General features: G+C 62.7%; 24 protein-coding genes and 1 tRNA gene. 6 read left to right on the top strand and 19 right to left on the bottom strand.

Annotation, left to right across the window (positions count from 1 at the left end):
* The first annotated feature begins 59 nt into the window (after positions 1 to 59).
* Both EJ076_RS18865 and EJ076_RS18860 read left to right on the top strand, forming a co-directional pair.
* Entirely contained in the window at positions 60 to 1070 is a 1011-nt protein-coding gene (locus EJ076_RS18865) for a zinc-binding dehydrogenase (protein ID WP_164548682.1), read from the top strand.
* Between the two features lie 254 nt (positions 1071 to 1324).
* A tRNA-Leu gene (locus EJ076_RS18860) sits at positions 1325 to 1407 on the top strand.
* Positions 1408 to 1564: 157 nt separating this feature from the next.
* On the opposite strand, the gene EJ076_RS18855 is transcribed toward EJ076_RS18860, so the two are convergent.
* The 3 genes from EJ076_RS18855 to EJ076_RS18845 are packed head-to-tail and all read right to left on the bottom strand — an operon-like array spanning position 1565 to position 4739.
* The gene (locus tag EJ076_RS18855) at positions 1565 to 3013 is read right to left on the bottom strand and encodes an aromatic amino acid lyase (RefSeq protein ID WP_126068900.1); all 1449 of its coding nucleotides are present in this window, start codon (positions 3011 to 3013) and stop codon (positions 1565 to 1567) included.
* A gap of 26 nt (positions 3014 to 3039) precedes the next feature.
* Positions 3040 to 3624: a GDYXXLXY domain-containing protein gene (locus EJ076_RS18850; RefSeq protein ID WP_126068899.1), complete on the bottom strand. Its 585-nt coding sequence runs from the start codon at positions 3622 to 3624 to the stop codon at positions 3040 to 3042.
* Positions 3621 to 4739 carry a DUF2157 domain-containing protein gene (locus EJ076_RS18845; RefSeq protein ID WP_109668887.1) on the bottom strand — a complete coding sequence of 373 codons (1119 nt, stop codon included), beginning with the start codon at positions 4737 to 4739 and terminating at the stop codon, positions 3621 to 3623. The genes EJ076_RS18850 and EJ076_RS18845 overlap by 4 nt, the downstream gene beginning before the upstream one ends.
* Positions 4740 to 4975: 236 nt before the next feature.
* On the opposite strand from EJ076_RS18845, the gene EJ076_RS18840 reads away from it, so the two are divergent.
* The 3 genes from EJ076_RS18840 (at position 4976) to trmFO (ending at position 7294) form a co-directional block, all read left to right on the top strand.
* Positions 4976 to 5116: a DUF1127 domain-containing protein gene (locus EJ076_RS18840; protein WP_013531315.1), complete on the top strand. Its 141-nt coding sequence runs from the start codon at positions 4976 to 4978 to the stop codon at positions 5114 to 5116.
* A gap of 49 nt (positions 5117 to 5165) precedes the next feature.
* Positions 5166 to 5306: a DUF1127 domain-containing protein gene (locus EJ076_RS18835; protein WP_013531314.1), complete on the top strand. Its 141-nt coding sequence runs from the start codon at positions 5166 to 5168 to the stop codon at positions 5304 to 5306.
* Positions 5307 to 5875: 569 nt separating this feature from the next.
* On the top strand, positions 5876 to 7294 hold the full coding sequence (trmFO, locus tag EJ076_RS18830) for a methylenetetrahydrofolate--tRNA-(uracil(54)-C(5))-methyltransferase (FADH(2)-oxidizing) TrmFO (protein ID WP_126068898.1): 1419 nt from the start codon (positions 5876 to 5878) through the stop codon (positions 7292 to 7294).
* A 5-nt stretch (positions 7295 to 7299) separates the two neighbouring features.
* Here trmFO and EJ076_RS18825 read toward each other — a convergent pair whose 3' ends face one another.
* The 6 genes from EJ076_RS18825 to yajC form a co-directional block, all read right to left on the bottom strand.
* Complete coding sequence (locus EJ076_RS18825) at positions 7300 to 8250, bottom strand: sterol desaturase family protein (protein ID WP_206438727.1); 951 nt, start codon at positions 8248 to 8250, stop codon at positions 7300 to 7302.
* The gene (locus EJ076_RS18820) at positions 8250 to 8684 is read right to left on the bottom strand and encodes a hypothetical protein (protein WP_109668880.1); all 435 of its coding nucleotides are present in this window, start codon (positions 8682 to 8684) and stop codon (positions 8250 to 8252) included. The genes EJ076_RS18825 and EJ076_RS18820 overlap by 1 nt, the downstream gene beginning before the upstream one ends.
* Before the next feature lie 82 nt (positions 8685 to 8766).
* Positions 8767 to 9609: a phytoene/squalene synthase family protein gene (locus tag EJ076_RS18815; RefSeq protein ID WP_164548681.1), complete on the bottom strand. Its 843-nt coding sequence runs from the start codon at positions 9607 to 9609 to the stop codon at positions 8767 to 8769.
* A gap of 1 nt (position 9610) precedes the next feature.
* A complete protein-coding gene (locus EJ076_RS18810; RefSeq protein ID WP_109668876.1) occupies positions 9611 to 10003 on the bottom strand; it encodes an Mth938-like domain-containing protein in 393 nt (130 codons plus the stop codon).
* 28 nt (positions 10004 to 10031) lie between these two features.
* Entirely contained in the window at positions 10032 to 12581 is a 2550-nt protein-coding gene (secDF, locus tag EJ076_RS18805; RefSeq protein ID WP_109668874.1) for a protein translocase subunit SecDF, read from the bottom strand.
* Between the two features lie 51 nt (positions 12582 to 12632).
* Positions 12633 to 12971 (bottom strand): preprotein translocase subunit YajC, encoded by a 339-nt coding sequence (gene yajC, locus EJ076_RS18800; protein ID WP_109668872.1) that lies wholly within the window; start codon positions 12969 to 12971, stop codon positions 12633 to 12635.
* A 277-nt stretch (positions 12972 to 13248) separates the two neighbouring features.
* On the opposite strand from yajC, the gene EJ076_RS18795 reads away from it, so the two are divergent.
* Positions 13249 to 14124: an ATP-binding protein gene (locus tag EJ076_RS18795; protein WP_126068896.1), complete on the top strand. Its 876-nt coding sequence runs from the start codon at positions 13249 to 13251 to the stop codon at positions 14122 to 14124.
* A 132-nt stretch (positions 14125 to 14256) separates the two neighbouring features.
* Here the strand turns inward: EJ076_RS18795 and EJ076_RS18790 are convergent, their stop codons facing one another.
* The 10 genes from EJ076_RS18790 to EJ076_RS18745 form a co-directional block, all read right to left on the bottom strand.
* Positions 14257 to 14541, bottom strand: coding sequence for a hypothetical protein (locus tag EJ076_RS18790; protein WP_126068895.1), 285 nt, complete (start codon positions 14539 to 14541; stop codon positions 14257 to 14259).
* 262 nt (positions 14542 to 14803) lie between these two features.
* Complete coding sequence (locus EJ076_RS18785) at positions 14804 to 16324, bottom strand: peptidoglycan DD-metalloendopeptidase family protein (protein ID WP_126068894.1); 1521 nt, start codon at positions 16322 to 16324, stop codon at positions 14804 to 14806.
* Between the two features lie 295 nt (positions 16325 to 16619).
* Positions 16620 to 17273: a protein-L-isoaspartate(D-aspartate) O-methyltransferase gene (locus EJ076_RS18780; RefSeq protein ID WP_109668866.1), complete on the bottom strand. Its 654-nt coding sequence runs from the start codon at positions 17271 to 17273 to the stop codon at positions 16620 to 16622.
* Positions 17270 to 18028, bottom strand: coding sequence for a 5'/3'-nucleotidase SurE (gene surE, locus EJ076_RS18775; protein WP_024503850.1), 759 nt, complete (start codon positions 18026 to 18028; stop codon positions 17270 to 17272). Before surE ends, EJ076_RS18780 begins: the two co-directional genes overlap by 4 nt.
* On the bottom strand, positions 18028 to 19332 hold the full coding sequence (gene serS / locus EJ076_RS18770) for a serine--tRNA ligase (protein WP_109668864.1): 1305 nt from the start codon (positions 19330 to 19332) through the stop codon (positions 18028 to 18030). Before serS ends, surE begins: the two co-directional genes overlap by 1 nt.
* A gap of 108 nt (positions 19333 to 19440) precedes the next feature.
* Positions 19441 to 20316 carry a twin-arginine translocase subunit TatC gene (tatC, locus tag EJ076_RS18765; protein ID WP_109668862.1) on the bottom strand — a complete coding sequence of 292 codons (876 nt, stop codon included), beginning with the start codon at positions 20314 to 20316 and terminating at the stop codon, positions 19441 to 19443.
* Entirely contained in the window at positions 20313 to 21131 is an 819-nt protein-coding gene (gene tatB, locus EJ076_RS18760) for a Sec-independent protein translocase protein TatB (protein WP_126068893.1), read from the bottom strand. Before tatB ends, tatC begins: the two co-directional genes overlap by 4 nt.
* Before the next feature lie 30 nt (positions 21132 to 21161).
* Positions 21162 to 21383, bottom strand: coding sequence for a twin-arginine translocase TatA/TatE family subunit (locus EJ076_RS18755; RefSeq protein WP_013531295.1), 222 nt, complete (start codon positions 21381 to 21383; stop codon positions 21162 to 21164).
* 169 nt (positions 21384 to 21552) lie between these two features.
* Positions 21553 to 22320: an SMC-Scp complex subunit ScpB gene (scpB, locus tag EJ076_RS18750; RefSeq protein WP_126068892.1), complete on the bottom strand. Its 768-nt coding sequence runs from the start codon at positions 22318 to 22320 to the stop codon at positions 21553 to 21555.
* Positions 22317 to 23117 (bottom strand): ScpA family protein, encoded by an 801-nt coding sequence (locus tag EJ076_RS18745; protein ID WP_126071092.1) that lies wholly within the window; start codon positions 23115 to 23117, stop codon positions 22317 to 22319. Before EJ076_RS18745 ends, scpB begins: the two co-directional genes overlap by 4 nt.
* Positions 23118 to 23119 lie beyond the last annotated feature (2 nt).

Below are 23119 nucleotides of genomic sequence, written 5' to 3'. Positions count from 1 at the left end.
CAATGTCTTGGCAACACGTTCGCATATCCCACTTCGGTGGCCCCGAGGTCCTGGAACTGGTGAGCGAGCCAACAATCCCAAATCCGGGTGCTGGCGAGGTACGCATCAAGGTTCTGGCAGCCGGAACCGGTTTCACGGATAGCTTCATTCGGCGTGGCCGTTACCCCGACTTCAAAGGACCGCTGCCGTTTACTCCCGGCTACGACCTCGTAGGTGTTGTGGAGAAGGCTGGTCCCGACGTTGTCTTGCCGCGTGAGGGGCAAATCGTTGCCGATCTCTGCGTAGTCGGTGGTTACGCGCAATATGCGATTCGTCCCGCGCGTTTTCTTGTGCCGGTTCCAGCCGGCGTCGATGCGGCAGAGGCCGTTTGCATACCGCTCGCCTACCTTACAGCCTTTCAGATGCTCACGCGCTATCGGCGCTTATCACCCGGCGATACGATCCTCGTTATCGGCGCATCAGGCTCGGTCGGTACGGCGCTACTCGATCTCTCGCGTCATCTTGGCCTCAAGGCAATCGGCACGTGTTCGGCGGCGAACCTCGCCGCGGTTGAGCGATTTGGCGGTAAAGCAGTCGACTATCGGGCTGGCGACTTCGTTGATGTGGTCCGCAAACTCACGACTGGGCGGATTGGCGGCGCCGGTGTCGATGCGGCATTCGATGCCATCGGAGGGGCGCATTTCAACCGGTCATTCGCCTGTCTCGCGCCGGGGGGCACCCTCATCGGCTACGGCTCCCAGACAATGGCGATCGGGCGCGAAAACTTGATCGCGGCGGGGCTAGGTTTGGCACGCCTGAAGCTATGGGGCGCATTGAGCTTCCTGTTCCGTGGCCGAACGGCGCTTTGGTACAGCATCACAGACCGCCGCTTGTCGCATCCTGAAGAGTTTAGGACTGACATGGCTGCCTTGTTCGAGTTGCTCCGCAACGGCGCCATTCATCCGATGGTTGTCGGTCGCGAACCACTAGCCGCGGCGAAAGATATCCACACACGTATCGACGCTGGCGGGTTCGGCGGCAAAATCGTCATGCTGCCCTGGCTGGCGACGCAGGTGGCTACCGACAAGTAACCGCTTCGCACTGCCAAAGGCCCCGCGCCAGCGCCTGTTGCTCCACCCGCCCATCAGGGCAAAGCCAATGCCTGAAACGAACTCAAAGATGGATAGAAACTGGGGGGCGACGTCAGCGCCCCAGTTCGAACAAACTTTGGGCCATGGGTCGAGCAAGACACGCTGACCAGCCCCACACCCTGTGTCCGTTGGCTTTAGTCGCTTGAACTTGTGTCATGGCTTGTGACATAGACGTGGCACAGGTCACCAGATCGGCGGGTATGGCGGAATTGGTAGACGCACCAGATTTAGGTTCTGGCGTGAAAACGTGGGGGTTCGAGTCCCTCTACCCGCACCACCCTTCGCTCTTCGAGCTTCGGGTGGCAGGCCACCTGAAGCTCTTTGCGCGAAGGAGTGTCCTCCGAAGCCTTGGCGAAGGAGGACCGGTCCAGGTTCGAACCCCATCCGCTCGCGCGCACCACGGCCGCCGGCCGCGACCGTCCCGGCATCGGCGTCTACGCCTCGAACACCCTCCTCGTGAACCACGCGGCCAGCTGTGCCAGCTCCGGCCCCAGCACGCGATCGTCGCCGACTGGCGGCACAATATTTCTGATCTCATCGACGAAGGCCTGAAGCGCCGGCGGTGGCGCGCGTTCGGTGACGTGCAGCGCCTGGGAAGCGATCATCGCCAGCATCGCCATGGCGGCATCGACGCAGCGGCCGGCGGTCGCTTCCTTGGTCCATGCGAAGAACGCCGTCGTGGCGACATCGTCCTGTCCGGCGCCGGCCGACTCCGTTCCGGGAATGAAGGTGCGCTGCGCCGCCAGCTTGGCTTGCTCGAGATAGCCGGTGATCGCCATCGGCACATAGCCGACATTGCCGTGGCCGTCGCTGTCGGCTGAGTGCCGTCCGGCCATCAAGAGATCCGGCAGCAGCGACACCTTGCCGTTCAGGAGTTTTGAGGCGTGGCGATCGCAGAGCAGGCAGATGTCGGCCCATATCGCCGCCAGATCGTCCAGCGCCGGCGTCGCCATGGCATTGTGATAGCCGCCCGTGCTGATACAGCGCCCGAACGGATGCCCATCATCGGGCGGGATATAGACCGGATTGTCCGATATCGAGGCCAGCGACACGGTGGCCGCTTGCTCCGCCGTCGACAACGCTCGATGCGCCTGGCCGAGGACGCGCGGCACGATGCGGTAGCTGACCGGCGCCTGGTAGTTGCGTCGCCCATCGCCGGCGCCGACCAGAAATTCCCGCAACCCCTGCAGGGCCGCAGCTTCATGCTCATCGCCCCACAGCGCGTCGAGCGCCGCGTCATAATGTTCGAGCGGCGCGCGAAACGCCTCGATCGACAGCGCGAACACTTTTTGCGCCATGCGGATGCGGCGACGCGCCGCCAGCGCGGCATCAGCCACCAGAGCGGCAGCGCAGGGCGAGCCGTTGATCAGCGAGCCGCGTTCCTTTACCTCGAGGTCGAAGCGCGTCGTAAGCTCGGCAAACAGCGGATAGAGCGCAAGGATCTCGCCGGCGCCGCCCTGGCCCGAAGCCGGTACCGTTGGCATCGGCCGACCATCGAGCATTGCGGCAACGGCAAGCGCGATGCGCGGCGTGGTGGCGGCGTTGCCCTCGACGAAGTTCGTCAGGCGGGCAAGCACGATTGCCCGGACCACACGATCCGGCAAGGGATCGCCGAAGGAAGTGGCGGCGGCGAACGCCTTGATGCGCGCATGGCGGTCTCGCTCATCAGGTTCGAGCTTGCGGCTCGCCAACTCCCCCATGGCGGTGGTGACGCCATAGATGACCGGCGGCGGATCGGTTTCAATGAGCTTGAGGAATGAGGCGCGGCATTCGGCAATGCGCTGCAGGGCCTTCTCGCAGATCGCCACCGTGTCCTTCTCCCAGGCGACGCGGAAAACAGTGTCGAGGTTGATGTCCTCACGCGTCGACAAGGTAACTGGCATGCTTCACACCACGGCAAACAAGGACATTAATAAAGCGGTTCCTCGAACAGCGTCTTGTCGCCGTCCACCAGCGCCTTGATCTGCGCGGTGCCGTCGCCGGCGAGCGCCAGGCGGATGCCGAACGGGCGCACCCGCATGTCGTTCTGGATCGCCATCCCCTCGCCTTCCGGCAGATAGAAGCGCTCGATGCCGTAGTCCGGCGCGATGGTCGCCCCTTCGCTGCGAAGATCCCAGCCCTCTGCGACGTGGCCTGATATATCGGCCTCGTCGGCAGCGGCCGGCATCGGCGCCTTGCCGAACCAGGCGGTCGTCGGCTGCCAATAGCCGTCGGCGCCCTTCTTGAGGCGGACGACAATCGAGGTGTCGTCGCTGGAAAGTTTGTCGGGCGGAATGTTGGCGATCATTTTCGCCGGTATGCGCGAAATCTCGTAGCCCAGGATAATATAGTCGCCGCGCAGGAGGTCGCGCGGATCGACGGGCTCGATCTTCAGCAGCACTTCCTTGCCGTTGCGCAGGATCGCCGCGCGGCCGGCGATGATCCAGCTCAGGAAGCCGATCTGGACAAGTGCCAGCACCAGCGCCGAGACAATAAGTCTTTTTCCGGTCATCATGCCGTGGCTCCCATGGCAACTGGGCCCTTCATGCGTTTTTCCACGCGGATGATGACCAGTGCAAGGATGCCGAGCAGCACCGCGGCGGCAAGGAAGAAGCCGGCCGTATCGAGCATCGATTGCAACGTCACCACATAGATGATGGCGAGTTCGAAGGCGAAGCCGGCATAGGCAAGCCAGCGCAAACCACGGCTCTCCCGTCCTGCCAGCACGATTGCCGCGACGATGCCGGCCAGCGCGACGACCGAAGCGATGGCGAAACCGCTGTTGTAGGTGCTCTCGCCAGCCAGTTCGAACTGGATCATGGCCAGGCCGGTGAGGAAGCCGAGCAGCGCGTGCAAGGGCAAGCGACCGCCGAGCTGCACGATCCTGTCAACCGTATCTGGCGCGAAGACCGAGGCCGCGAACAGCAGCGCCGACGCAACGACCAGCGGGATCGCCACCTGCAGCGTGTCGTGGTTGGTGACCAGCAGCACAAGATAGAACAGCACCGACAGGATGATCAGGTGCCGCGCCGGCTGGCTGCGGGTCCAGAACGAGACGGCAAACAGCACGATCGCCATGACGACGAAGGCATGCGGAAATTCGCTACGGCTGTAATAATCGAAGCCCTTCAGGAACAGCCAGGCATCGGCAATGCCGACCGAAGCCACGGTCAGCGGGTTCGAACGCAGCGCCACAGCCGCGAGTGCCGTGCCGGCACCCCAGGTGACCAGAGCCGACGCCTCGTCGCCGGACAGATGATACATCTGGCCGATCAGCGCGATCGACCCGCCGAAAGCCGCCGCCGCCACGATCCACAACGCCTCGCCGATCGCCGCATGGTCGCGCGTCTTCAACAGCGCGCCGCCGACATAGCCGCCAAGGATGACCGCAAAGAGTGCCAGGACGCGCGCCAGCCGCGGGATCGCGTCCCAGTTGGCGGCGACGAAAATCAGGATGGCGGCGCCGAACAGCAAGGCAGCCATCATCGCCAGGATCGAGCCGAAGCTGAGCGACTTGCGCTCGTTGGCCTCGACATCGCGCGCCAGGGAATCGGCAATGGTGGCGTCGATCAGGCCAGCCTGCTGCCAGCGCGCGATATCCGCCCTGACCCGCGACGAATAACTCGCCATCCCGCTTCTCCCCCAGTTTGGTCTTTTTTTCAGCCGATCCGGTCAAACCGTTGACGCGACGGCATTTTCCGATTCGGGTTTCTTTGTGTCAGGTCCGTGAACGCTCGTTAATGCTGCATTGCACAATTTGCATTGCTGCCATGCAGCCATAGCGCTTTTAAATCGATATGGGTCCGCCTATTTATGCTTCGTACACAAACGGAATGATCCGCAAGAAAGACGAAACGAGAACTACCATGAACCTGATCCGCAACTACCGCAACTGGCGCCGCTACAGGGACACCGTGTCCGAGCTGAGCCGCCTGAGCAACCGTGAACTGACCGACCTCGGCATCAGCCGCAGCGACATTCCTTACGTCGCTCGCAAGGCGGTCTAATTCTTCGGACCGCAAATGGTCCGAACCAGTTTTGAAAAAGAGAACGACAATGAACCTGATCCGCAACTATCGTAACTGGCGCGTTTATCGCGAGACGGTTACCGAGTTGGGTCGCCTTTCGAACCGCCAGCTGCATGACCTCGGTATCGTCCGCGACGAAATCAAGATCATCGCCCGCCAGGCGATCTAACCAGAATTTCGCCAGGGTCGACCTCCTCCCCGACCCTGACGGATCCGGTCAACCTTCACCTCCTCCCGAGGGTTGACCACCAAAACGGCGCCCGCCGCACCTCCTCCCGCGGCGGGCGTTGTTTTCCCCGGGGCAAAACGAATTTTGCCCCAGAGGCTTCGCCCCTTGTAAAAAAGCGAAAGAGTTTTCGTCAAAGCCGACCTCCTCCCCGGCGATGACGAGTAGGCCCGACCTTCACCTCCTCCCGAGGGTCGGCCACCAAAACGGCGCCCGCCGCACCTCCTCCCGCGGCGGGCGCTGTTTCCCCGGGGCAAAACGAATTTTGCCCTAGAGGCTTCGCCCTTGTAAAAATGGCGAAAGAGTTTTCGCCAAAGCCGACCTCCTCCCCGGCGATGGCGAATATGGTCGGCCTTCACCTCCTCCCGAGGGTCGACCCCAAAAACGACACCCGCCGGACCTCCTCCCCCGGCGGGTGTTGTTGTTTTCAGGGGTTGATCCCCGAGCTGCTGTTTGCCCCGCACCACGCACGGCAATTGCAATCGCCGCACCAAGCGATTATTCCGGCGCTCATGAGCAAAAATCCCATCCACATCATCGGCGGCGGCCTCGCCGGCTCCGAAGCCGCCTGGCAGGCAGCGCAAGCTGGCGTTCCCGTCATCCTGCATGAAATGCGGCCTGTTCGCGGCACCGATGCCCACAAGACCAATAGCCTGGCCGAGCTGGTCTGCTCCAATTCCTTCCGCTCCGACGACGCCGACAACAACGCCGTCGGCCTGTTGCACGCCGAAATGCGGCTGGCCGGCTCGTTGATCATGAGCGCGGGCGACGCCAACCAGGTGCCGGCCGGCGGCGCGCTTGCCGTCGACCGCGACGGATTCGCCGACGCCGTAACGAAAAAACTCGAAGCCCACCCGCTGATCACCATCCAGCGCGAGGAAGTGCCGGGGCTGCCGCCGGCGGATTGGGATCAGGCGATCGTCGCCACGGGTCCGCTGACCGCGCCCTCGCTTGCCCAGTCGATCGCGGAAGCGACCGGCGCCGATGCGCTGGCCTTCTTCGACGCCATCGCGCCTATCGTCCATTTCGACACGATCGACATGGATACCTGCTGGTTCCAGTCGCGCTACGACAAGGTTGGGCCGGGCGGCACCGGCAAGGACTACATCAATTGCCCCATGGACAAGGACCAGTACCTAACCTTCGTGCAGGCGCTGGTCGATGGCCAGAAGACTGAATTCAAGCAATGGGAAGGCACGCCCTATTTCGACGGCTGCCTGCCGATCGAGATCATGGCCGAGCGTGGCGTCGAGACCCTGCGCTACGGGCCGATGAAGCCGATGGGGCTGACCAATGCGCACAATCCGACGGTAAAGGCTTATGCCGTCGTCCAGCTGCGGCAGGACAATGCGCTGGGCACGCTCTACAACATGGTCGGTTTTCAGACCAAATTGAAGCATGCCGAGCAGGTGCGTGTGTTCCGCACCATACCGGGTCTCGAAAACGCCGATTTCGCCCGCCTCGGCGGCCTGCACCGCAACACCTACATCAACTCGCCGACCTTGCTGGACGCCTCGCTGCAGCTGAAGTCGCGCCCTGGCCTGCGTTTTGCCGGCCAGATCACCGGCTGCGAAGGCTATGTCGAAAGTGCTGCGATCGGCCTGCTCGCCGGCCGTTTCGCCGCCGCCGAAAGGCTTGGCCAGGCACCGTCGCTGCCGCCGCTCACCACGGCCTTCGGCGCCTTGCTCAACCACATCACCGGTGGCCACATCGTCTCCGATGACGAGCCGGGAAAGCGCTCCTTCCAGCCGATGAATGTCAATTTCGGCCTGTTCCCGCCCGTCGAAGCCCCGAAGATCGAGGGCAAACGCATGCGTGGCAAGGACAAGACTGTCGCCAAGCGCCACGCCATCACATCGCGCGCACGCGCCGATTGCCGGCAATGGCTGGGACTGCCGGTACAAACGGAAACGGCCGAAGCGGCGGAGTAAACTCCCTATTCGACTGGCTCGGCACCTGCCATCGGCAGCCCCGGCTTGCCGGCCTCACCTGGATTCCGTCTGACATAGGCAGCCTTGAGAGTCTCCGACGTTTCGCGTGAGCCGTCATGGCTCCAGCCGGGGGGCTTGATCAGATAATTCAGGCGATCACTCAAGGTCAGGGCCGGCGCAAAGGCATCGCTGAACATGCCGATCCATTCATGGAACGCCACTTTCAGCGGATTGAAGGTGCCGAGGTTTCTGACGATGCCGTAGCGCGGCCGGTCTTCTTCCAGTTCCCCGACGAAGGTGCCGAACATGCGATCCCAGATGATCAGCGTGCCGGCATAGTTGGCGTCGAGATAGCGCGGATTGGTGGCGTGGTGGACGCGGTGGTGTGACGGCGTGTTGAAGACGAATTCGAACCAGCCCCACATTCTGCCGATGGTCTCGGTGTGGATCCAGAACTGCCACACCAGATTGAAGCCGAAGGTGAAGGCAATCACCGCCGGATGAAAGCCAAGCAGCACCAGCGGCGCCTGCAGCACGAACATGAAGGTGAACAGGCCCGTCCAGCTTTGTCGCAACGCCGTCGACAGATTGTAGTGCTGGCTGGAATGGTGGTTGACGTGTTCGGCCCACACCCAGCGCACCCGGTGCGCGATGCGGTGATAGACATAGTAGCGCAGATCATCGAGCAGGAAGGCGGCGAGGAACACCCAGACCGACAGGCCGAGATTGAAGACGCGGAATTGCCAGAGCCACAGCAGCGCACAGTAGGACACGACGCCAAGCAGCAGCCCGGCAACGACATTGCCGGTGCCCATCATCAGGCTGGTCAAGGTGTCGCGCGTCTCGAACGAACCCTTGGCACGGCCGGTGCGCACCAACCAAAGCTCGATCAGGATCGCGACAACGAAGAACGGGATGGCCAGTTGGGTGACTTGCGGGAAATTGTAGCTGTCCATCACGCGGCCTCCCTAGCGGAATTCGGATGTTGCAGCTCAAGCGCTTCCAGCACGCCTTGCGCATCCGCTGCGCTGGCAAAGCGGAAGCGGCCGCCCTTCCAGGTGAAATCGGCGAGCCGGAACGAGACCGTATTCACATCTCCGGCGTTCAAAACTGCGACATCTTGAGGCGTGACGATGCGGGTCAAGAAGCAGTCGCCGATGCTGTGAACGATCCCGATGCGCCCTCGCCCGATATCCAGAAACGCCGTCCTGGCATCCGCCGTCAGGCGCACCACGGTCGCCACCTCGTCGGGAAAATCCTCGGCGAAACGGCTCAGCGCCTGATCCGTTCCGGCAAGCGTGGCCGTCTTGCTGCCGCCGGTGAAATGCACCGCGGCGACCGACAGCGCAATGCCAAGGGCGACGATCGCGACCAGCACAGGCAAGCTCATGGATCGGTATCTCCTCCGGCCGGCCTGTTGTCTGCGGCAACAGTTCTGACTCGGAAAGCTCTTAGCATGATTGACGTTTACGTCAAAGTGCCGGCCAGCCCTTGGTCGCACGACGCAGCAGCAGCCAATGCCGGCGCAAAGCCGATAGCCGCGCCACACCATCGAGCGGCGAGCCACTTTCCATTTTTGTCAGGTAGGCGCGCGACAGGGCCAGTGGCAGGAATGCCGGGCGCAGCGAGACAGGCAAGGCCGATGCGCCCTGTTCGAAGGCGGAAAGATGGTCGCGTGCCAGCGCGATCATTGCCGCCACCGCGCGCTTGGCGCCAGGACCGCCATCGCCGGTGATGAACTCCTGCGGCGAAGAGCCAGCCGCAGCAAGGATATCGGCCGGGATAAAACATTGCCCGCGTTTGCGGTGCAGCGGCAACAGGAGCAGCAGGCCGGTCATCGCCTGCGCACAGCCTGCCCTGCCCGCCAGTGCGGCAAAGCGCGGCGCCTCGCCGGGATCGAGTATCATCGCCGCAAGCTGGATGAGCGCGGCGGCCGTCTCGCCGCAATAGCCTTCCAGATCGGTGCGCGACGGCATCGAGTCGTCGTAGAGGTCGAAGATGCGCGCATCGAGCATGTTCTCGAAGGCCAGTTTCGGCAGGTTGAATGTCGCTATGGTGGCATTCAAGGCTTCAGCTGTGGGATGGCCGGCGCCCGCCTCGCCGCCGGCGGCAATGACATCGCGCCACCATTGCAGCCGCACCTCGCCCGGCAGCGCCTCATGGATGCGATCGCGAATGCCTGCGATCTCGGCATTGAAGGCGTAGAGCGAAAACAGCGCGTCGCGCTTGTCCGCCGGCGCATAAAGCGCGGTCAGATAGCGGTCATGATCGGCGGCGCGCACCGCGTCCATGACGATTTTGGCGCTTTGAGACATGTCAATCGACGGCAATGAGCGCGGCAGCCACGGCGCGCTCTTCCGCCAGAAGGACATTGTAGGTCCGTACCGCGGCACCGGTCGACATCGGGTCGGACGCAATGCCGGCGGCCTTCAGCGCGGCCCGCAGCGCGGCGGGCAATGGCCTGAGATCCCTACCCATGCCGACCAGCAGGATCTCGACCTTGTCGGCCTCAGTCAGCAGCCTGTCGAAGTCCGCCACCGTCAGCGCCAGGGGATCCGCCGGCTCCCAGCCATGGATGCCGGATGGCAGACAGAGCAGCGAGCCGCGATGCGACATGTCGGCAAAGCGGAACCCACCATTGCCGTAGGCTTCGATAGGCGCGCGGCCTGGAAAATGCGCCTCGCGGATGACGATGCCTTTGCTGGTCACCGTTTTGTCACCCCTTCGGGGCGGCGCGTCAGGTCGCGACCGCCTTGCCGCCACCGACCGGCTTCTCCTCGTCGGCCGTAGTCTGCGGCCGCAGCTTGAACAGGATCAGCAGCGGTGCGGCGATGAAGATCGACGAATAGGTGCCGAAGACGACGCCGAACAGCATGGCCATGGTGAACGAGCGGATCACCTCGCCGCCGAACAGCACCAGCGCCAGCAGCGCCAGGATCGTCGTCACCGAGGTCAGCGTCGTTCTCGACAACGTCTCGTTGATGGCGTTGTTCAAGAGTTGCGGCAGCGGCATGCGTTTGTATTTTCGCAGATCCTCGCGAACGCGGTCATAGACCACGATCGTGTCATTCAGCGAATAGCCGATAATGGTCAGGATCGCCGCCAGCGATGACTGGTTGAACTCCAGTCCGCTGATGACGAAGAAGCCAAGTGTCATGACCACATCGTGCACCGTCGCCACGATGGCGCCGACAGCGAACTGCCATTCGAAGCGGAACCAGACATAGATCAGGATGCCAAGCAGCGCGATCAACATGGCGATCGTGCCTTGCTTCGCGAGTTCGCCTGAAACCGTCGGTCCAACCACTTCGACGCGGCGGAAGTCATAACTGTCCTGCAACTCGCCGCGCACCTTGTCGATGACGGTCTGCTCGGCATTCTCGCCACCATCCTGCGTCCCGACGCGGATCAACACGTCGTTCGGCGTACCGAACTGTTGGACCTGGACTTCACCGATGTTGAGTTCGGTCAGCCGCGCGCGAAGGTCGGCGAGATCGGCATTGCCGCTCTTGGCCTGCACCTCGATCAGCGAACCACCCTTGAAATCGATGCCGTAATTGATGCCGACGGTCATGAAAAGTACCACCGACAGGATCGAAAGTGCACTCGAGAGCGTGAACGTCCAGCGACGGATGCCCATGAAGGGGATCTTGGTGCCGGGCGGAACGAAGGTTACCGGGGCACGCGGCAACTCCTTTGGACGTGCCCGGCGCAACCAGATCGAGACCAGCAGTCGGGTGAAGGTGAAGGCGGTGAAGACGGTTGTCAGGATGCCGATCGCATAAGTGATGGCAAAGCCCTTCACCGGCCCGGTACCGAGATAGAACAGCACCACGGTGGCGATCAGCGAGGTTATGTTGGAATCGACGATGGTCGCCAGCGCCTTGGTGAAACCGGTATCGATCGCCTGGATCACGGAGCGGCCCGCGCGTCGCTCCTCGCGGATGCGCTCGTAGATCAGAACGTTGGAATCGACTGCCATGCCGATGGTCAGCACGATACCGGCGATGCCCGGCAAGGTCAGCGTCGCACCAAGCAGCGAGAGCACGCCGACGATCATCGCCACGTGCACCGCCAGCGCGATGTTGGCGAGGAAACCGAGGAAGCCATAGGCGACGAACATGAAGGCGACGACGAGGATAGAACCGATGATGCCGGCCACCTTGCCAGCATGGATCGAATCCTGGCCGAGGCCGGGACCCACTGTGCGTTCTTCGATCACCGTCAGCGTCGCGGGCAAGGCGCCGGCGCGCAACAGCACCGCGAGGTCGTTGGCGCTCTGGGCGGTGAAATTGCCGGAGATCTGGCCGGTGCCGCCGAGGATCGGCTCGCGGATCTGCGGCGCCGAAATCACCTGATTGTCGAGGATGATGGCGAACAGCTTGCCGACATTCTGCGCAGTTGCCTGACCGAAGCGCGCGGCGCCCTTCGAGTCGAAGCGGAACGACACCACCGGCTCGTTGTTCTGCGAATTGTATGTCGCCTGGGCATCGACGAGGTTTTCACCCGAGACGATGACGCGGTTCTCGATCAGATAGGGAACCGGCGGATCGTCCTGCGAATACAGCACCGACGAACCGGCAGGCGGACGCCCATTGAGCGCGTCCTGCACCGGCATCGACTGGTCGACCATCTGGAAGGTCAGCTTGGCGGTCTGGCCGAGGATTTCCTTCAGCCTTTGCGGGTCCTGGAGACCCGGCACCTGGACAAGGATGCGGTCGTCGCCCTGCCGCTGCACGATGGGTTCGGTCGTGCCGAGTTCGTTGACGCGGCGCTCGACCACCTCGATCGACTGCGTCAATGCGGTCGATGTGCGATACTTGATGCCGGCATCGGTGACGTTGAACTTGAGCAGGCCGGGCTCGGAGTCGTCGAGCGTCATTTCCTGGATGGAGCCGCCGGTGAACAGGCCGGCAGCGACCGGATCGGTCAGCGTCTTCAGCGCCGTCTTGGCGGCAGCGACCTGGGCGGGATCGGTAATGCGGACCTGCAAGGTCCGTCCGGTACCGGCAAGGCCGGTATAGCCGATCTTGGCGTCGCGCAGCAGCGTGCGGATCTCGTCGCGCGTCGTCTCCAGCCGGTCCTTGATCAGATCGTTCTGATTCATCTCCAGCAGGATGTGCGAGCCGCCCTGCAGATCAAGGCCGAGCGTCATCTGACGCTTCGGCACCCAGCTGGGCAGTTGGGCCAAGGTGCTTGCGGGGATGAGGTTGGGCGCGGCGAGGATCACTGTGATGGCCACGGCCACCCAGATCAGGATCATCTTGAAGCGCGAAAAATACAGCATATGGCGTCGTCCGTCAGAGCGTGTCCGCGGATCGCTCCGCCTAAAATTGGATTATTTCTTGGCGTTCTGGTTTGCCACCGGCTCGCCCTTGACGCGCACATCGGCGATCGTCGAACGCAGCGCGGTCACTTTCATGCCGCCGCCGAGGTCGATCTCGAGCTCGTTGTCGTCGATCACCTTGGTCACTTTGCCGACGAAGCCGCCGCCGGTGACGACCGTGTCGCCGCGACGGACCGCGGCCAGCATCTCGCCGCGCTTCTTCAACTGCGTGCGCTGCGGCCGGATGATCAGAAAATACATGATCACGAAAATCAGGACAAACGGCAAAATGCTGATGAACATGTCGGGAGAGGCGCCGATACCTTGGGCGTATGCCGGTGTCACGAACATCGAGGTACTCCTGAATTTTGAAAACAGCCGCCAATTTGGCGGCCCCTTGAAATTTGGCCGGAATATAGTCGGTAAAGTTGTCAATGCAACTGCGCGGCCGGCCAAATCGGCTGCTTTTCCGGCCTGTTGAGCCGTGTTAGAGCATGAGCGCGAAAAGCGCGAGACGGTTTTCGGAAAAGATCACGTTCGAACAAAAGGTTGCAACCGGTTTTGTATCAGACGGAATCGGCCACGACCACGCTCCCACACTTCAAAAACGCGAAAACAAAAGACAGACATGACCGACAGCAGCATTGAAGCCCTGAACCAGAAACTCGACCGGCTGATCGAGGCGGTGAGCCACCTCGCCCCGCCGCCGGTGCCCCAAACCGACCTCGGCGAGGCCGATTGCTTCGTCTGGCAGGCCGATCCGGGCTATCTGGAGCCGGTGCGCAAGGTCAACCGCGTCGATATCGGCCTGATCCGTGGCGTCGACCGCGTCCGCGACATCCTTGTCGACAACACGGAACGCTTCGCCGCCGGCTATCCGGCCAACAACGTGCTGTTGTGGGGCGCGCGCGGCATGGGCAAATCGTCGCTGGTCAAAGCCGTGCATGCCGAGATCAACGCCAAGGCCAAGTCCGACCTGCCGCTAAAGCTGATCGAAATCCACCGCGAGGACATCGACACGCTGCCGAAGCTGATGGGCCTGCTCAAGGCGGCCCCCTTCCGCTTCATCCTGTTTTGCGACGACCTCTCCTTCGACCACGACGACACCTCCTACAAGTCGCTCAAGGCAGCGCTCGAGGGCGGTGTCGAGGGTCGGCCAGTCAATGTCATCTTCTATGCCACCTCGAACCGCCGCCATCTGTTGCCGCGCGACATGATCGACAATGAACGCTCTACCGCGATCAACCCGTCCGAAGCGGTGGAGGAAAAGGTGTCGCTGTCCGACCGCTTCGGGCTGTGGCTCGGCTTCCACAAATGTTCGCAGGACGAATATCTCGACATGATCGACGGCTATATCAGCCATCATGGCCTGGCCATCGATCCCGAGCAGCTACGCACCGAAGCGCTGGAATGGGCGACGACGCGCGGCAGCCGCTCGGGCCGAGTCGCCTGGCAGTTCACCCAGGACCTGGCCGGTCGGCTCGGCAAGCCCCTGAAGGACTAGCGTCGAAACTCAATCGGCTGGTTGCGGCAAATGTCCGAGATGGGTGGGAAGCGGTCACCTTGCCGCTTGTCATCCTCGGATGAGGTCGGTCGAGCGTTCGCAGCTTCCTTCACGCGTCCGAGACAATCTCGCTCAGCCAGTCACTACAGGCAGGACGATGTAGTTTCCGTAGAGGGACACAATAAGAAGGAATGAAGCCATGATCACGCCGGCATAGGCGGCGCTGCTCTTGCCTTCCAGTCTTTGCTCTCGAGTGGGCCAACTGCGGCAGATAAGCCAGATCGAGAAAAAGGTCAGCGCAATCGAGAATCCGAACATTAAAAGCTCGAAGGCATGAAAACTGTAGTGGCGAAGAAGCGTGCCGCCAACTACGAGCGGCACGCCAATTAGCAGCCGCATCCTGATCTGACGCCACATGTCCAAACTTGCCACGATTTGCCTTGCGGTTAGTCCCACATGCCGGCGATCATAGGCAAAGAAAATTACTGAATGCCTGATGGGGTTTTCACGCCCCGAAAGTGGTCTCGGTTTCGGGACAACCACCATGCATGGAAAGACATGAAATCCCACAATCAACTGAAAAAGCCCGTTCCTTGCGGAGCGGGCTGAGCCGGCGGGCGGACTGGAGGTCAGACGTCCCGCAAATAGCTTTTTTTCTTCTATTCGAGATAACCCCCGACTATTCGAGATAGCCGGAGGGATCGACCGGGGCGGAGTTCTTGCGCACTTCGAAGTGCAGCTTCGGCGAGTCCGTCGTGCCGCTCATGCCTGACAGCGCGATTTCCTGGCCGCGCTTGACCTTCTGGCCGCGCTGCACCTCGATCGAGCTGGCGTGGCCGTAGACGGTGACCAGGCCATTCTCGTGGCGCACCAGCACCGTGTTGCCGAATTCCTTGAGGCCGTCGCCGGCATAGATGACGACGCCGTTCTCGGCCGCCTTGACCGGCGTTCCCGTCGGCACGGCGATGTCGACACCATCCTTGCCCGAGCCGAAACCGGAGATCACACGGCCGCGCACCGGCCAGCGCATCTTGCCGATGCCGGTGGCGTCGGGCGCGACGGCGTCATCGTCCTCGGCCTGCTGGATGACCTTCGAATCTTTCTTCGGCGGCGTGTAGGACGCCAGCGTTTCCGACGGCGTGGTCTTTGCCGCTGGCTGTGTGGTGGCCGTGGTCACCGGATCGGTCTTGGCCGGCTTGGCGCTGGCGACGGTCGCGGTCCCACCCGCCGGCACCTTCAGGGTCTGGCCGATCTTGAGCAGTCCATCCTTCATCCCGTTGGCCTGCTTCAGCGCAACGACGCCGACGCCGGTCTTCCTGGCAATCGAGGACATCGTATCGCCCGACTGGACCGTGTAGGTGCCAGCAGCGCCAGTCGCCTTGGCTGCCGCCACCTGCGGCTTGGGCTCCTTGGGCTGGCTTGCTGCGGCCGACGTGTCGACCTGAGCGGCGGATTTACCTTCCTTGAGCTTCGGCTGCTGCGGCAGAACGGCGACCTTGTCCGGCGCAGTGGCCGGCAGATCGTGCTTGCCGTCCTTCGCCGGCTTGGCATCGGCGACCTTCGCCTCGCCCTTGCTCGAATAGGCATAGGCCGGAATGATCAGCTTCTGGCCGGTCTTCAGCCCCTTGGTCGCGCTCAGCCCGTTGACCTTCATGATCACGTCGGACGGCACCTTGTAGCGCTGCGCCAGGCCGCCGATCGTTTCGCCGTCCCGAACGACAATCTCGGTTGCATGCGGCTTACCAGAGGACGCCACGCGCGCTTCATCGGGCTGCGCAACCTTGAAAGGCGATGCGGCCGGAGCGACGGTGCCGGTCGTGGTCCTGTCGACATGCGGTGCCGGAGCCAATGCGGTGCGCATCGGCTTCGCTGCGGGCGCCAGTGCGGGAGCCGGCTGTGCCTGGGCAACGGGCGGCGGCAGCGGCCGCGTCGAGACAGGCTCGAGGCTGGAACGGCTGACCGATTGTGTGTGGCTGCCATCGAGTGGAGCGGCGGCGACATCGCCCGGATAGGGCTGTTGCACGGCGTCCTGCTTGTTGATGATGGCGCGCTGATTGTTGGTCGAGGATGTAAAGACGTCGTCGACGCCATTGAACCGCGAAACCTGGGAACTGCACCCGGCCGCGGCGCCTGCAATCATGAGGACGGCGCAGCCTCGCGCCAGATTGCGTCCATTTGCCTTCAAAACACTGAGTTGCATCGCACTGACCCGCACATACCCGGTACAAACTAGGCATGATTAAAGCGCGTTAATGTTACTCGACGGTTAACCTCATGGAATCCGGCGCAATTTTCTTAAAATATTAGAGAGCGAGCTGAAGGGTGTTGAGATTCAGGTCAGGCCGAGCCGGAGTCGAAGACGGGCGCGAAGCGACCAAACAAGGTGGCTTCCGGGGTCGCCCTTGCGACGAGCGGAGCGTACTTTTGGTACCTGAGCACCGGAAGCGCAGGAAACTACCGTTTGCAGGCCGGCATCACCTGAATATCGACACCGCCTAAATGACGGCGGCGACACTGCGCAGGATCGGCTGCAGGCGGACAAGGCCGATGTCCTCGCGCTCGAACCGGCTGCCGACCTTGGTCAGCTTGGCCAGCACCTGCTCGCCCTCCTCGGGTCCGATCGGGGCGATAACAATCCCGCCGCTCGACAATTGATCCAGCAGGAAGCGCGGCAGGCTGTCGAAGGCAGCCCAGGCGACGATGCGGTCGAACGGCCCTTCGTTCGGCAGGCCGCCGGACCCATCGGCGTGGCGCACGATCACATTGCCGATGCCGAGCGCCTCGAAGCGCTGCCTGGCCTGCTCGACGAGCGTCTTGTAGCGATCGGTGGTGACGACCCGCGCCGCCAGCCGCGACATCACCGCCGAGGTATAGCCGGAGCCGGTGCCGACCTCGAGCACGCGGTTGCCCTGCTCGATGGCGAGCGCCGCGATCACCGCCGCCTGCATGTCGGCGCCCTCGATCGCCTCGCCGCATTCGATCGGCAGCATGCGGTCCGACCAGGCGATCTGATGGAACTGGGCAGCCAGGAAACCGCGCCGCGGCGTCGCCTCGAACGCCGCTATCAGCGCCTTCGGCACCGTCCCCCGGCCACGCAGGCGCAGCAGAAAGGCGGCAAAGCCTTCGCGGTCATCGATCCCCTGGTTCATGCAAGCGCCTTGCTCAGTTGGTCACGGATTTCATGCGCGGTCAGGTCGAGCTGCAATGGCGTCACCGACACCAGCCTGTTGCGCAGGGCGTAGAGGTCAGTACCTTGCTTGCCTTCGACCGGCTCGCGGCCAAAGCGCAGCCAATAGTAAGGCAGGCCGCGCCCGTCGCGGCGCTCGTCGACCCACAGGCTGTGCACGAGCTTGCCTTGCGAGGTGACCACTGTACCGGCGACCTCTTCGGGAGTGCAGTTAGGGAAATTGACATTGAGCAGCACGCCGTCCGGCAGCGGTGTTGCGACCAGCTTCTTCAGCAGCGCCGGCGCCAGCGCCTCGGTCGTCTCATAGGGAACGACGCGATCTTCGCCGACATAGCTGTAGCCCTGGCTGAGCGCGATCGAGCGGATGCCGAGCAGCGCGCCTTCCATGGCGCCGGCGACGGTGCCGGAATAGGTGACGTCGTCAGCGATGTTGGCGCCGGAATTGATGCCGGACAGGATCAGGTCCGGTGCGCCGGGCAGGATCTTCTTGACGCCCATGATGACGCAATCGGTCGGCGTGCCGCGCACGGCAAAGTGCTTCTCGCCGATCTTGCGCAGCCGCAGCGGCTCCGAGATCGACAGCGAATGAGCATAACCGGACTGGTCCTGCTCCGGCGCCACCACCCAGACATCGTCGGACAGCGTACGCGCGACGCGTTCGAGCGACGCCAGGCCCTCGGCATGAATGCCGTCGTCATTGGTCAGAAGAATGCGCATTATTTCGCTTCGATCTTTTCCAGACCGCCCATGTAAGGCCGCAGCACTTCAGGAATGGTTACGCTGCCATCCTCATTCTGGTAGTTTTCGATGACAGCGATGAGCGCGCGGCCAACCGCGGTGCCCGAACCGTTGAGCGTATGGACGAAACGGTTGCCCTTGCCGTCTCTGTCCTTGTAGCGGGCATCCATGCGGCGCGCCTGGAAATCGCCGCACACCGAGCAGGACGAAATCTCGCGATAGGCGTTCTGGCCGGGTAGCCAGACCTCGATGTCGTAGGTCTTGCGCGCGCCAAAGCCCATGTCGCCGGTGCACAGCGTCATGGTGCGGAACGGCAGCCCGAGCCGCTTGAGCACTTCCTCGGCGCATTGCGTCATCCGCTCATGTTCGGCAAGTGACGATTCCTGGTCGGTGATCGACACCAGCTCGACCTTGTAGAACTGGTGCTGGCGCAGCATGCCGCGCGTATCGCGCCCGGCCGAACCCGCTTCCGAACGGAAGCATGGCGTCAGCGCGGTATAGCGCAGCGGCAGTTTTTCATGCGCGGTGATTTCTTCGCGCACAAGGTTGGTGAGCGGCACCTCGGCGGTCGGGATCAGGCCAAGCCTGCCCTCCCCGTGCGGCGTGAAGAACAGATCTTCCTCGAACTTCGGCAACTGGTTGGTGCCGAAGAGAACGTCGTCCTTGACCATCAGCGGCGGGATGACTTCTTCATAGCCATGCTCGGTCGTGTGCAAATCGAGCATGAACTGGCCGAGCGCGCGTTCCATCCGCGCCAGCCCGCTCTTCAGCACGGTGAAGCGCGAGCCCGACAGCTTCGCGGCGCGCTCGAAATCCATCATGCCGAGCGCTTCGCCGATCTCGAAATGCTCCTTCACCCAATTGGGCCGCGTCGGCACCTGGCCAACGATATGCTTGACGACATTGTCGTGCTCGTCTTTGCCGACAGGCACGTCATCGAACGGCACATTGGGCAGCACCGCCAGCGCATCGTTCAGCGCCTTGTCGAGATCGCGTTCCCGCGCCTCGCCGTTCTGGATGAAGGTTTTTATCTCGCCGACTTCAGCCTTCAGCCTTTCGGCAAGTGCCGCGTCGCCCGAACGCATGGCATTGCCGATCTCCTTCGAGGCGGCGTTGCGGCGCTCCTGCTTGGTCTGCAGTTCGGTGACGTGTTCGCGCCGCGCCTCGTCCGAGGCGATCAGTCCGTCGACCGTGGACTGCGCCTCACCCGCCGACCACGAGCGCTTCACCAGCGCCTCGACTAGGGCCTTCGGGTTGTCGCGAATCCATTTGATGTCAAGCATGTTTGAACGCTCCTGAGCTAGGCCAGAGGGCGTAAACCGCATCTGAGATCGATGCAAGATGGGCGGGGCGGCGACTGTCTTTTTCCGCCGCTGCCGCCGCTCTGTTGCCTACGAGGCAGCCGGCGCCGGAGGCTCGTCCGGGGCTTTGTCCGCCACGGTCTCCGCCGCGTCCTGCTTCTCGCGCGCCACACGCTGCTTTTCCTGATCGCGCTCGATCAGCCGGGCAGCCCAGATGGAGACCTCGTAGAGAAGGATGGTCGGAATGGCCAGGCCGATCTGGCTCATCGGATCTGGCGGCGTCAGCACGGCCGCGACGACGAAGGCAATGACGATCGCCCATTTGCGCTTCTCGGCCAGCCCCTTGGACGACAGCATGCCGACCCGTGTCATCAGGCTGGTCACCACCGGCAGCTGAAACACCAGGCCGAAGGAGAAGATCAGTGTCATGATCAGGCTGAGATATTCCGACACTTTCGGCAGCAGCGAAATCTGCACCTGATCGTCGGTGCCGGCCTGCTGCATGGCGAGGAAGAACCACATCACCATCGGCGTGAAGAAGAAATAGACCAGCGACGCGCCCATCAGGAACAGGATGGGCGATGCGATCAGGAACGGCAGGAAGGCGTTGCGCTCGTTCTTGTAGAGGCCGGGCGCGATGAACTTGTAGATCTGCGTGGCGATCAGCGGAAAGGCGATGACCATGCCGCCGAACATGGCGAGCTTGACCTGGGTGAAGAAGAACTCCTGCGGCGCGGTGTAGATCAGCTCGACTTTGTGCGGATCGAGCCCTGCCCACTTCGTTGCCCATTTGAACGGGATCACAAGCAGGTTGAACAGCTTCTTGGCGAAGAAGAAACAAACCAGGAAGGCGACAAAGAAGCCGCCGATCGACCAGATCAGCCGCCGGCGCAACTCGATCAGATGCTCCATCAGCGGCGCCGACGATTTCTCGATCTCGTCCTTTTCCTTGTCCGAAACACTCACTTGGCGGCTCCAGCCGTCTTCTTGGCAACCGGCTTCTTCGCCGCAGCAGGCTTCGGTTCGGCTTTCGCCCCCGTCTTGGTTGCTACGGTCTTGGTCGCGATCACCTTGGCCGCAGCAGGCTTGGCGGCCTTGGGCGTTTCAGGCTTTGCCGCGGGCACTGCTTTCGCTGGCACCTTGGAGACCGGCGTGGCTTTGGCGGTCACGGTTTTCGCCGACGCAAGAGCCTTTGCGCTATGTACCGAAGCCTTGGCCGGTGCCTTTGCAACCGGCGTCGCCTTTGCCGGCGCAGGCTTGGCTGCTTTCTTCGCTGTGGACGCCTTCGGCTCCGCAACAGGTGCCGTCGGCAGTGACGACGTCACCACCGATTCGTCGGTCATCGCCGGGAAAATCGGCGCTGCTGGCGCTGCTTCCGGCCCGTTGACGCCAGGCATGGTCGTTGCACCATTCTTCAACGGCTCGGCCGCCTGCGGGGTCGAGGCGGCAGGTGTTGCCGGATCAGCCGCCGGCTTCGGCTTCATCGCCGCGTCGACGCCGGAGCGAACGTCGGCCGCGGCCTGTTCGAACGGATTGAGCTGCTTCCTGATCTCGGCCATCGGGCTGAGACCCCTGAGCTCGTCGACCGACTTCTTGACGTCGTCGAGCTCGGCTTCCTTAAGCGCCTCGTTGAACTGTTTCTGGAAATCGGACGCCATAGCGCGCAGCTTCGCCGTCGTGCGGCCGAAGGTGCGCAGCATATTGGGCAAATCCTTGGGCCCGACGACCACGATCATGACGATCGCGATGACCAGCATTTCGGTCCAGCCGACTTCAAACATGGCACTCTGTTCCGACTAGAAACCTTTGGCTCAGCTCTTGCTGGCTTTTTCCTTCGCGGCCGCAACGGTCTCGTCGGCGCGGTGTTCGACAGTGCGCTTGTCTTCGGCAACGTCGTCGTCGGCCATGCCCTTCTTGAAGCTCTTGATGCCCTTGGCCATGTCGCCCATCAGCTCGGGAATCTTGCCGCGGCCGAACACCAAAAGCACGATCACCAGCACGATCATCCAGTGCCAAATCGAAAATGAACCCATAGCAAATCTCTCTCGAATGTTTTCCCTGGCGATGATCTATGCGTTTTCGCGTTGGGATTCAAACACAACTGCGACAGAGTTTATGAAAGGGTGGCGGATGTCACGCATTTTCAACGTGATGGCCCGCTACGAATCCGCGCATCCTCGACAGATCGGCGGCCAATGCCAGTCAATCTTCCGTGACGCGCGGCGTCAACAGGCCGAGTTCCTCGAGATCGATGTCGGTCAGCGCATCCTCATCGTCGGTCAACGCATCGGGATCGGACGGCGGAACCGGAATGGCGAAATTCGACGGCATGCGGCCCGAAAGCAGCCCCGCCCCCTTCAGTTCCTCCATGCCGGGAAGATCGCGGATCTCCTCCAGCGCGAAATGGTCGAGGAAGGTGTCCGTGGTGCCGTAGGTGACAGGGCGTCCCGGCGTTTTGCGCCGGCCGCGCATGCGCACCCATTCCGTTTCCAGCAGCGTGTCGAGCGTACCCTTCGAGGTTTCGACGCCCCGGATGTCCTCGATTTCGGCGCGCGTCACCGGCTGGTGATAGGCGATGATCGCCAGCACTTCGAGGGCCGCGCGGGAGAGCTTCCTTTGTTGGACGGTATCCCGGCTCATCAGGAAAGCGAGATCACCGGCCGTGCGGAACGCCCAGGCGTCGCCGATACGCACCAGATTGACGCCGCGCCGGGCATAGATCTGCTGCAGCTCGGCCATGGCCAAGGCGATGTTGATGCCATCTGGAAGGCGGGCCGCAAGCTGCTTTTCGCTGACAGGCTCAGCGCTGGCGAACACGATCGCCTCGGCCATGCGCACGGCTTCCGCCAGATGCAGCCGCTCCGCCGGATTGTGTACCTTTTGCTCGGTCGGGTCCTGGGAAAGCGACTCCTCTTCGGCTTCATCGCCGACCTTGAACGGGATAACCGAAGCGTTGGCGTGTTCGCTCATGATGCCACCTCGACTGCCTTGATTGCCTGCGTGCGGCCGCGCAGATAGATCGGCGCGAACTCTTCATCCTGCCGCATGTCCATCGTGCCCTCACGCACCAGTTCCAACGTAGCCGCAAACGAGCTGGCGATCGCCGTGCGCCGCTCCTCCGGGCTGGTCATGTACACGATCAGAAAACTTTCCAGCGTCGCCCAGTCGTGCAGAGCCCCGACCAGACGGGTCAGGATATCGCGCGCATCCTTGAGCGACCAGACACCGCGCCTGGCGATCGTGACATTGTTGATCGCCTGCTTCTGCCGCTGCTGGGCGTAGGCGGTCAACAGATCGTAGAGCGAGGCCGAATAGGCATTGCGCTTTTCGACGATGACCATTTCCGGCATGCCGCGCGCGAACACGTCACGGCCGAGCCGGTTGCGGTTGACCAGGCGCGCCGAGGCGTCGCGCATGGCTTCCAGCCGCTTGAGCCGGAACTGCAGCACCGCCGCCAGTTCCTCGCCGCTTTCGCCCTCGTCGCCCGGCTGCTTGGGGATCAAAAGCTTCGACTTGAGGAAAGCCAGCCACGCCGCCATCACCAGATAGTCGGCGGCGAGCTCGAGCCTGAGCGCCCTCGCCGTCTCGACAAAGGTCAGATATTGCTCGACCAGCGCCAGGATCGAAATGCGCGCCAGATCGACCTTCTGGGTACGGGCAAGATGCAGCAGAAGATCGAGCGGGCCTTCGAAGCCGGCCACGTCGACGACCAGCGACGGGTCGCCGGTGACGCGTGAATCGTCATTCTCGGCCCACAGACGGTCCATCG

The organism is Mesorhizobium sp. M7D.F.Ca.US.005.01.1.1 (assembly GCF_003952545.1).
GTDB lineage: Bacteria > Pseudomonadota > Alphaproteobacteria > Rhizobiales > Rhizobiaceae > Mesorhizobium > Mesorhizobium loti.
The sequence above is the reverse complement of the archived record's forward strand: the minus strand, read 5'-3'. Positions and strand labels throughout refer to the sequence as shown.

What these genes read in the sequence shown, in the direction of transcription:
- EJ076_RS18855 (WP_126068900.1), bottom strand. Translation starts at nt 3,013, where the DNA reads ATGCCAGTTACCTTGTCGACGCGTGAGGACATCAACCTCGACACTGTT.
- EJ076_RS18850 (WP_126068899.1), bottom strand. Translation starts at nt 3,624, where the DNA reads ATGATGACCGGAAAAAGACTTATTGTCTCGGCGCTGGTGCTGGCACTT.
- EJ076_RS18845 (WP_109668887.1), bottom strand. Translation starts at nt 4,739, where the DNA reads ATGGCGAGTTATTCGTCGCGGGTCAGGGCGGATATCGCGCGCTGGCAG.
- EJ076_RS18840 (WP_013531315.1), top strand. Translation starts at nt 4,976, where the DNA reads ATGAACCTGATCCGCAACTACCGCAACTGGCGCCGCTACAGGGACACC.
- EJ076_RS18835 (WP_013531314.1), top strand. Translation starts at nt 5,166, where the DNA reads ATGAACCTGATCCGCAACTATCGTAACTGGCGCGTTTATCGCGAGACG.
- trmFO (WP_126068898.1), top strand. Translation starts at nt 5,876, where the DNA reads ATGAGCAAAAATCCCATCCACATCATCGGCGGCGGCCTCGCCGGCTCC.
- EJ076_RS18825 (WP_206438727.1), bottom strand. Translation starts at nt 8,250, where the DNA reads ATGGACAGCTACAATTTCCCGCAAGTCACCCAACTGGCCATCCCGTTC.
- EJ076_RS18820 (WP_109668880.1), bottom strand. Translation starts at nt 8,684, where the DNA reads ATGAGCTTGCCTGTGCTGGTCGCGATCGTCGCCCTTGGCATTGCGCTG.
- EJ076_RS18815 (WP_164548681.1), bottom strand. Translation starts at nt 9,609, where the DNA reads ATGTCTCAAAGCGCCAAAATCGTCATGGACGCGGTGCGCGCCGCCGAT.
- secDF (WP_109668874.1), bottom strand. Translation starts at nt 12,581, where the DNA reads ATGCTGTATTTTTCGCGCTTCAAGATGATCCTGATCTGGGTGGCCGTG.
- yajC (WP_109668872.1), bottom strand. Translation starts at nt 12,971, where the DNA reads ATGTTCGTGACACCGGCATACGCCCAAGGTATCGGCGCCTCTCCCGAC.
- EJ076_RS18795 (WP_126068896.1), top strand. Translation starts at nt 13,249, where the DNA reads ATGACCGACAGCAGCATTGAAGCCCTGAACCAGAAACTCGACCGGCTG.
- EJ076_RS18790 (WP_126068895.1), bottom strand. Translation starts at nt 14,541, where the DNA reads ATGTGGCGTCAGATCAGGATGCGGCTGCTAATTGGCGTGCCGCTCGTA.
- EJ076_RS18785 (WP_126068894.1), bottom strand. Translation starts at nt 16,324, where the DNA reads ATGCAACTCAGTGTTTTGAAGGCAAATGGACGCAATCTGGCGCGAGGC.
- EJ076_RS18780 (WP_109668866.1), bottom strand. Translation starts at nt 17,273, where the DNA reads ATGAACCAGGGGATCGATGACCGCGAAGGCTTTGCCGCCTTTCTGCTG.
- surE (WP_024503850.1), bottom strand. Translation starts at nt 18,028, where the DNA reads ATGCGCATTCTTCTGACCAATGACGACGGCATTCATGCCGAGGGCCTG.
- serS (WP_109668864.1), bottom strand. Translation starts at nt 19,332, where the DNA reads ATGCTTGACATCAAATGGATTCGCGACAACCCGAAGGCCCTAGTCGAG.
- tatB (WP_126068893.1), bottom strand. Translation starts at nt 21,131, where the DNA reads ATGTTTGAAGTCGGCTGGACCGAAATGCTGGTCATCGCGATCGTCATG.
- EJ076_RS18755 (WP_013531295.1), bottom strand. Translation starts at nt 21,383, where the DNA reads ATGGGTTCATTTTCGATTTGGCACTGGATGATCGTGCTGGTGATCGTG.
- scpB (WP_126068892.1), bottom strand. Translation starts at nt 22,320, where the DNA reads ATGAGCGAACACGCCAACGCTTCGGTTATCCCGTTCAAGGTCGGCGAT.
- EJ076_RS18745 (WP_126071092.1), bottom strand. Translation starts at nt 23,117, where the DNA reads ATGGACCGTCTGTGGGCCGAGAATGACGATTCACGCGTCACCGGCGAC.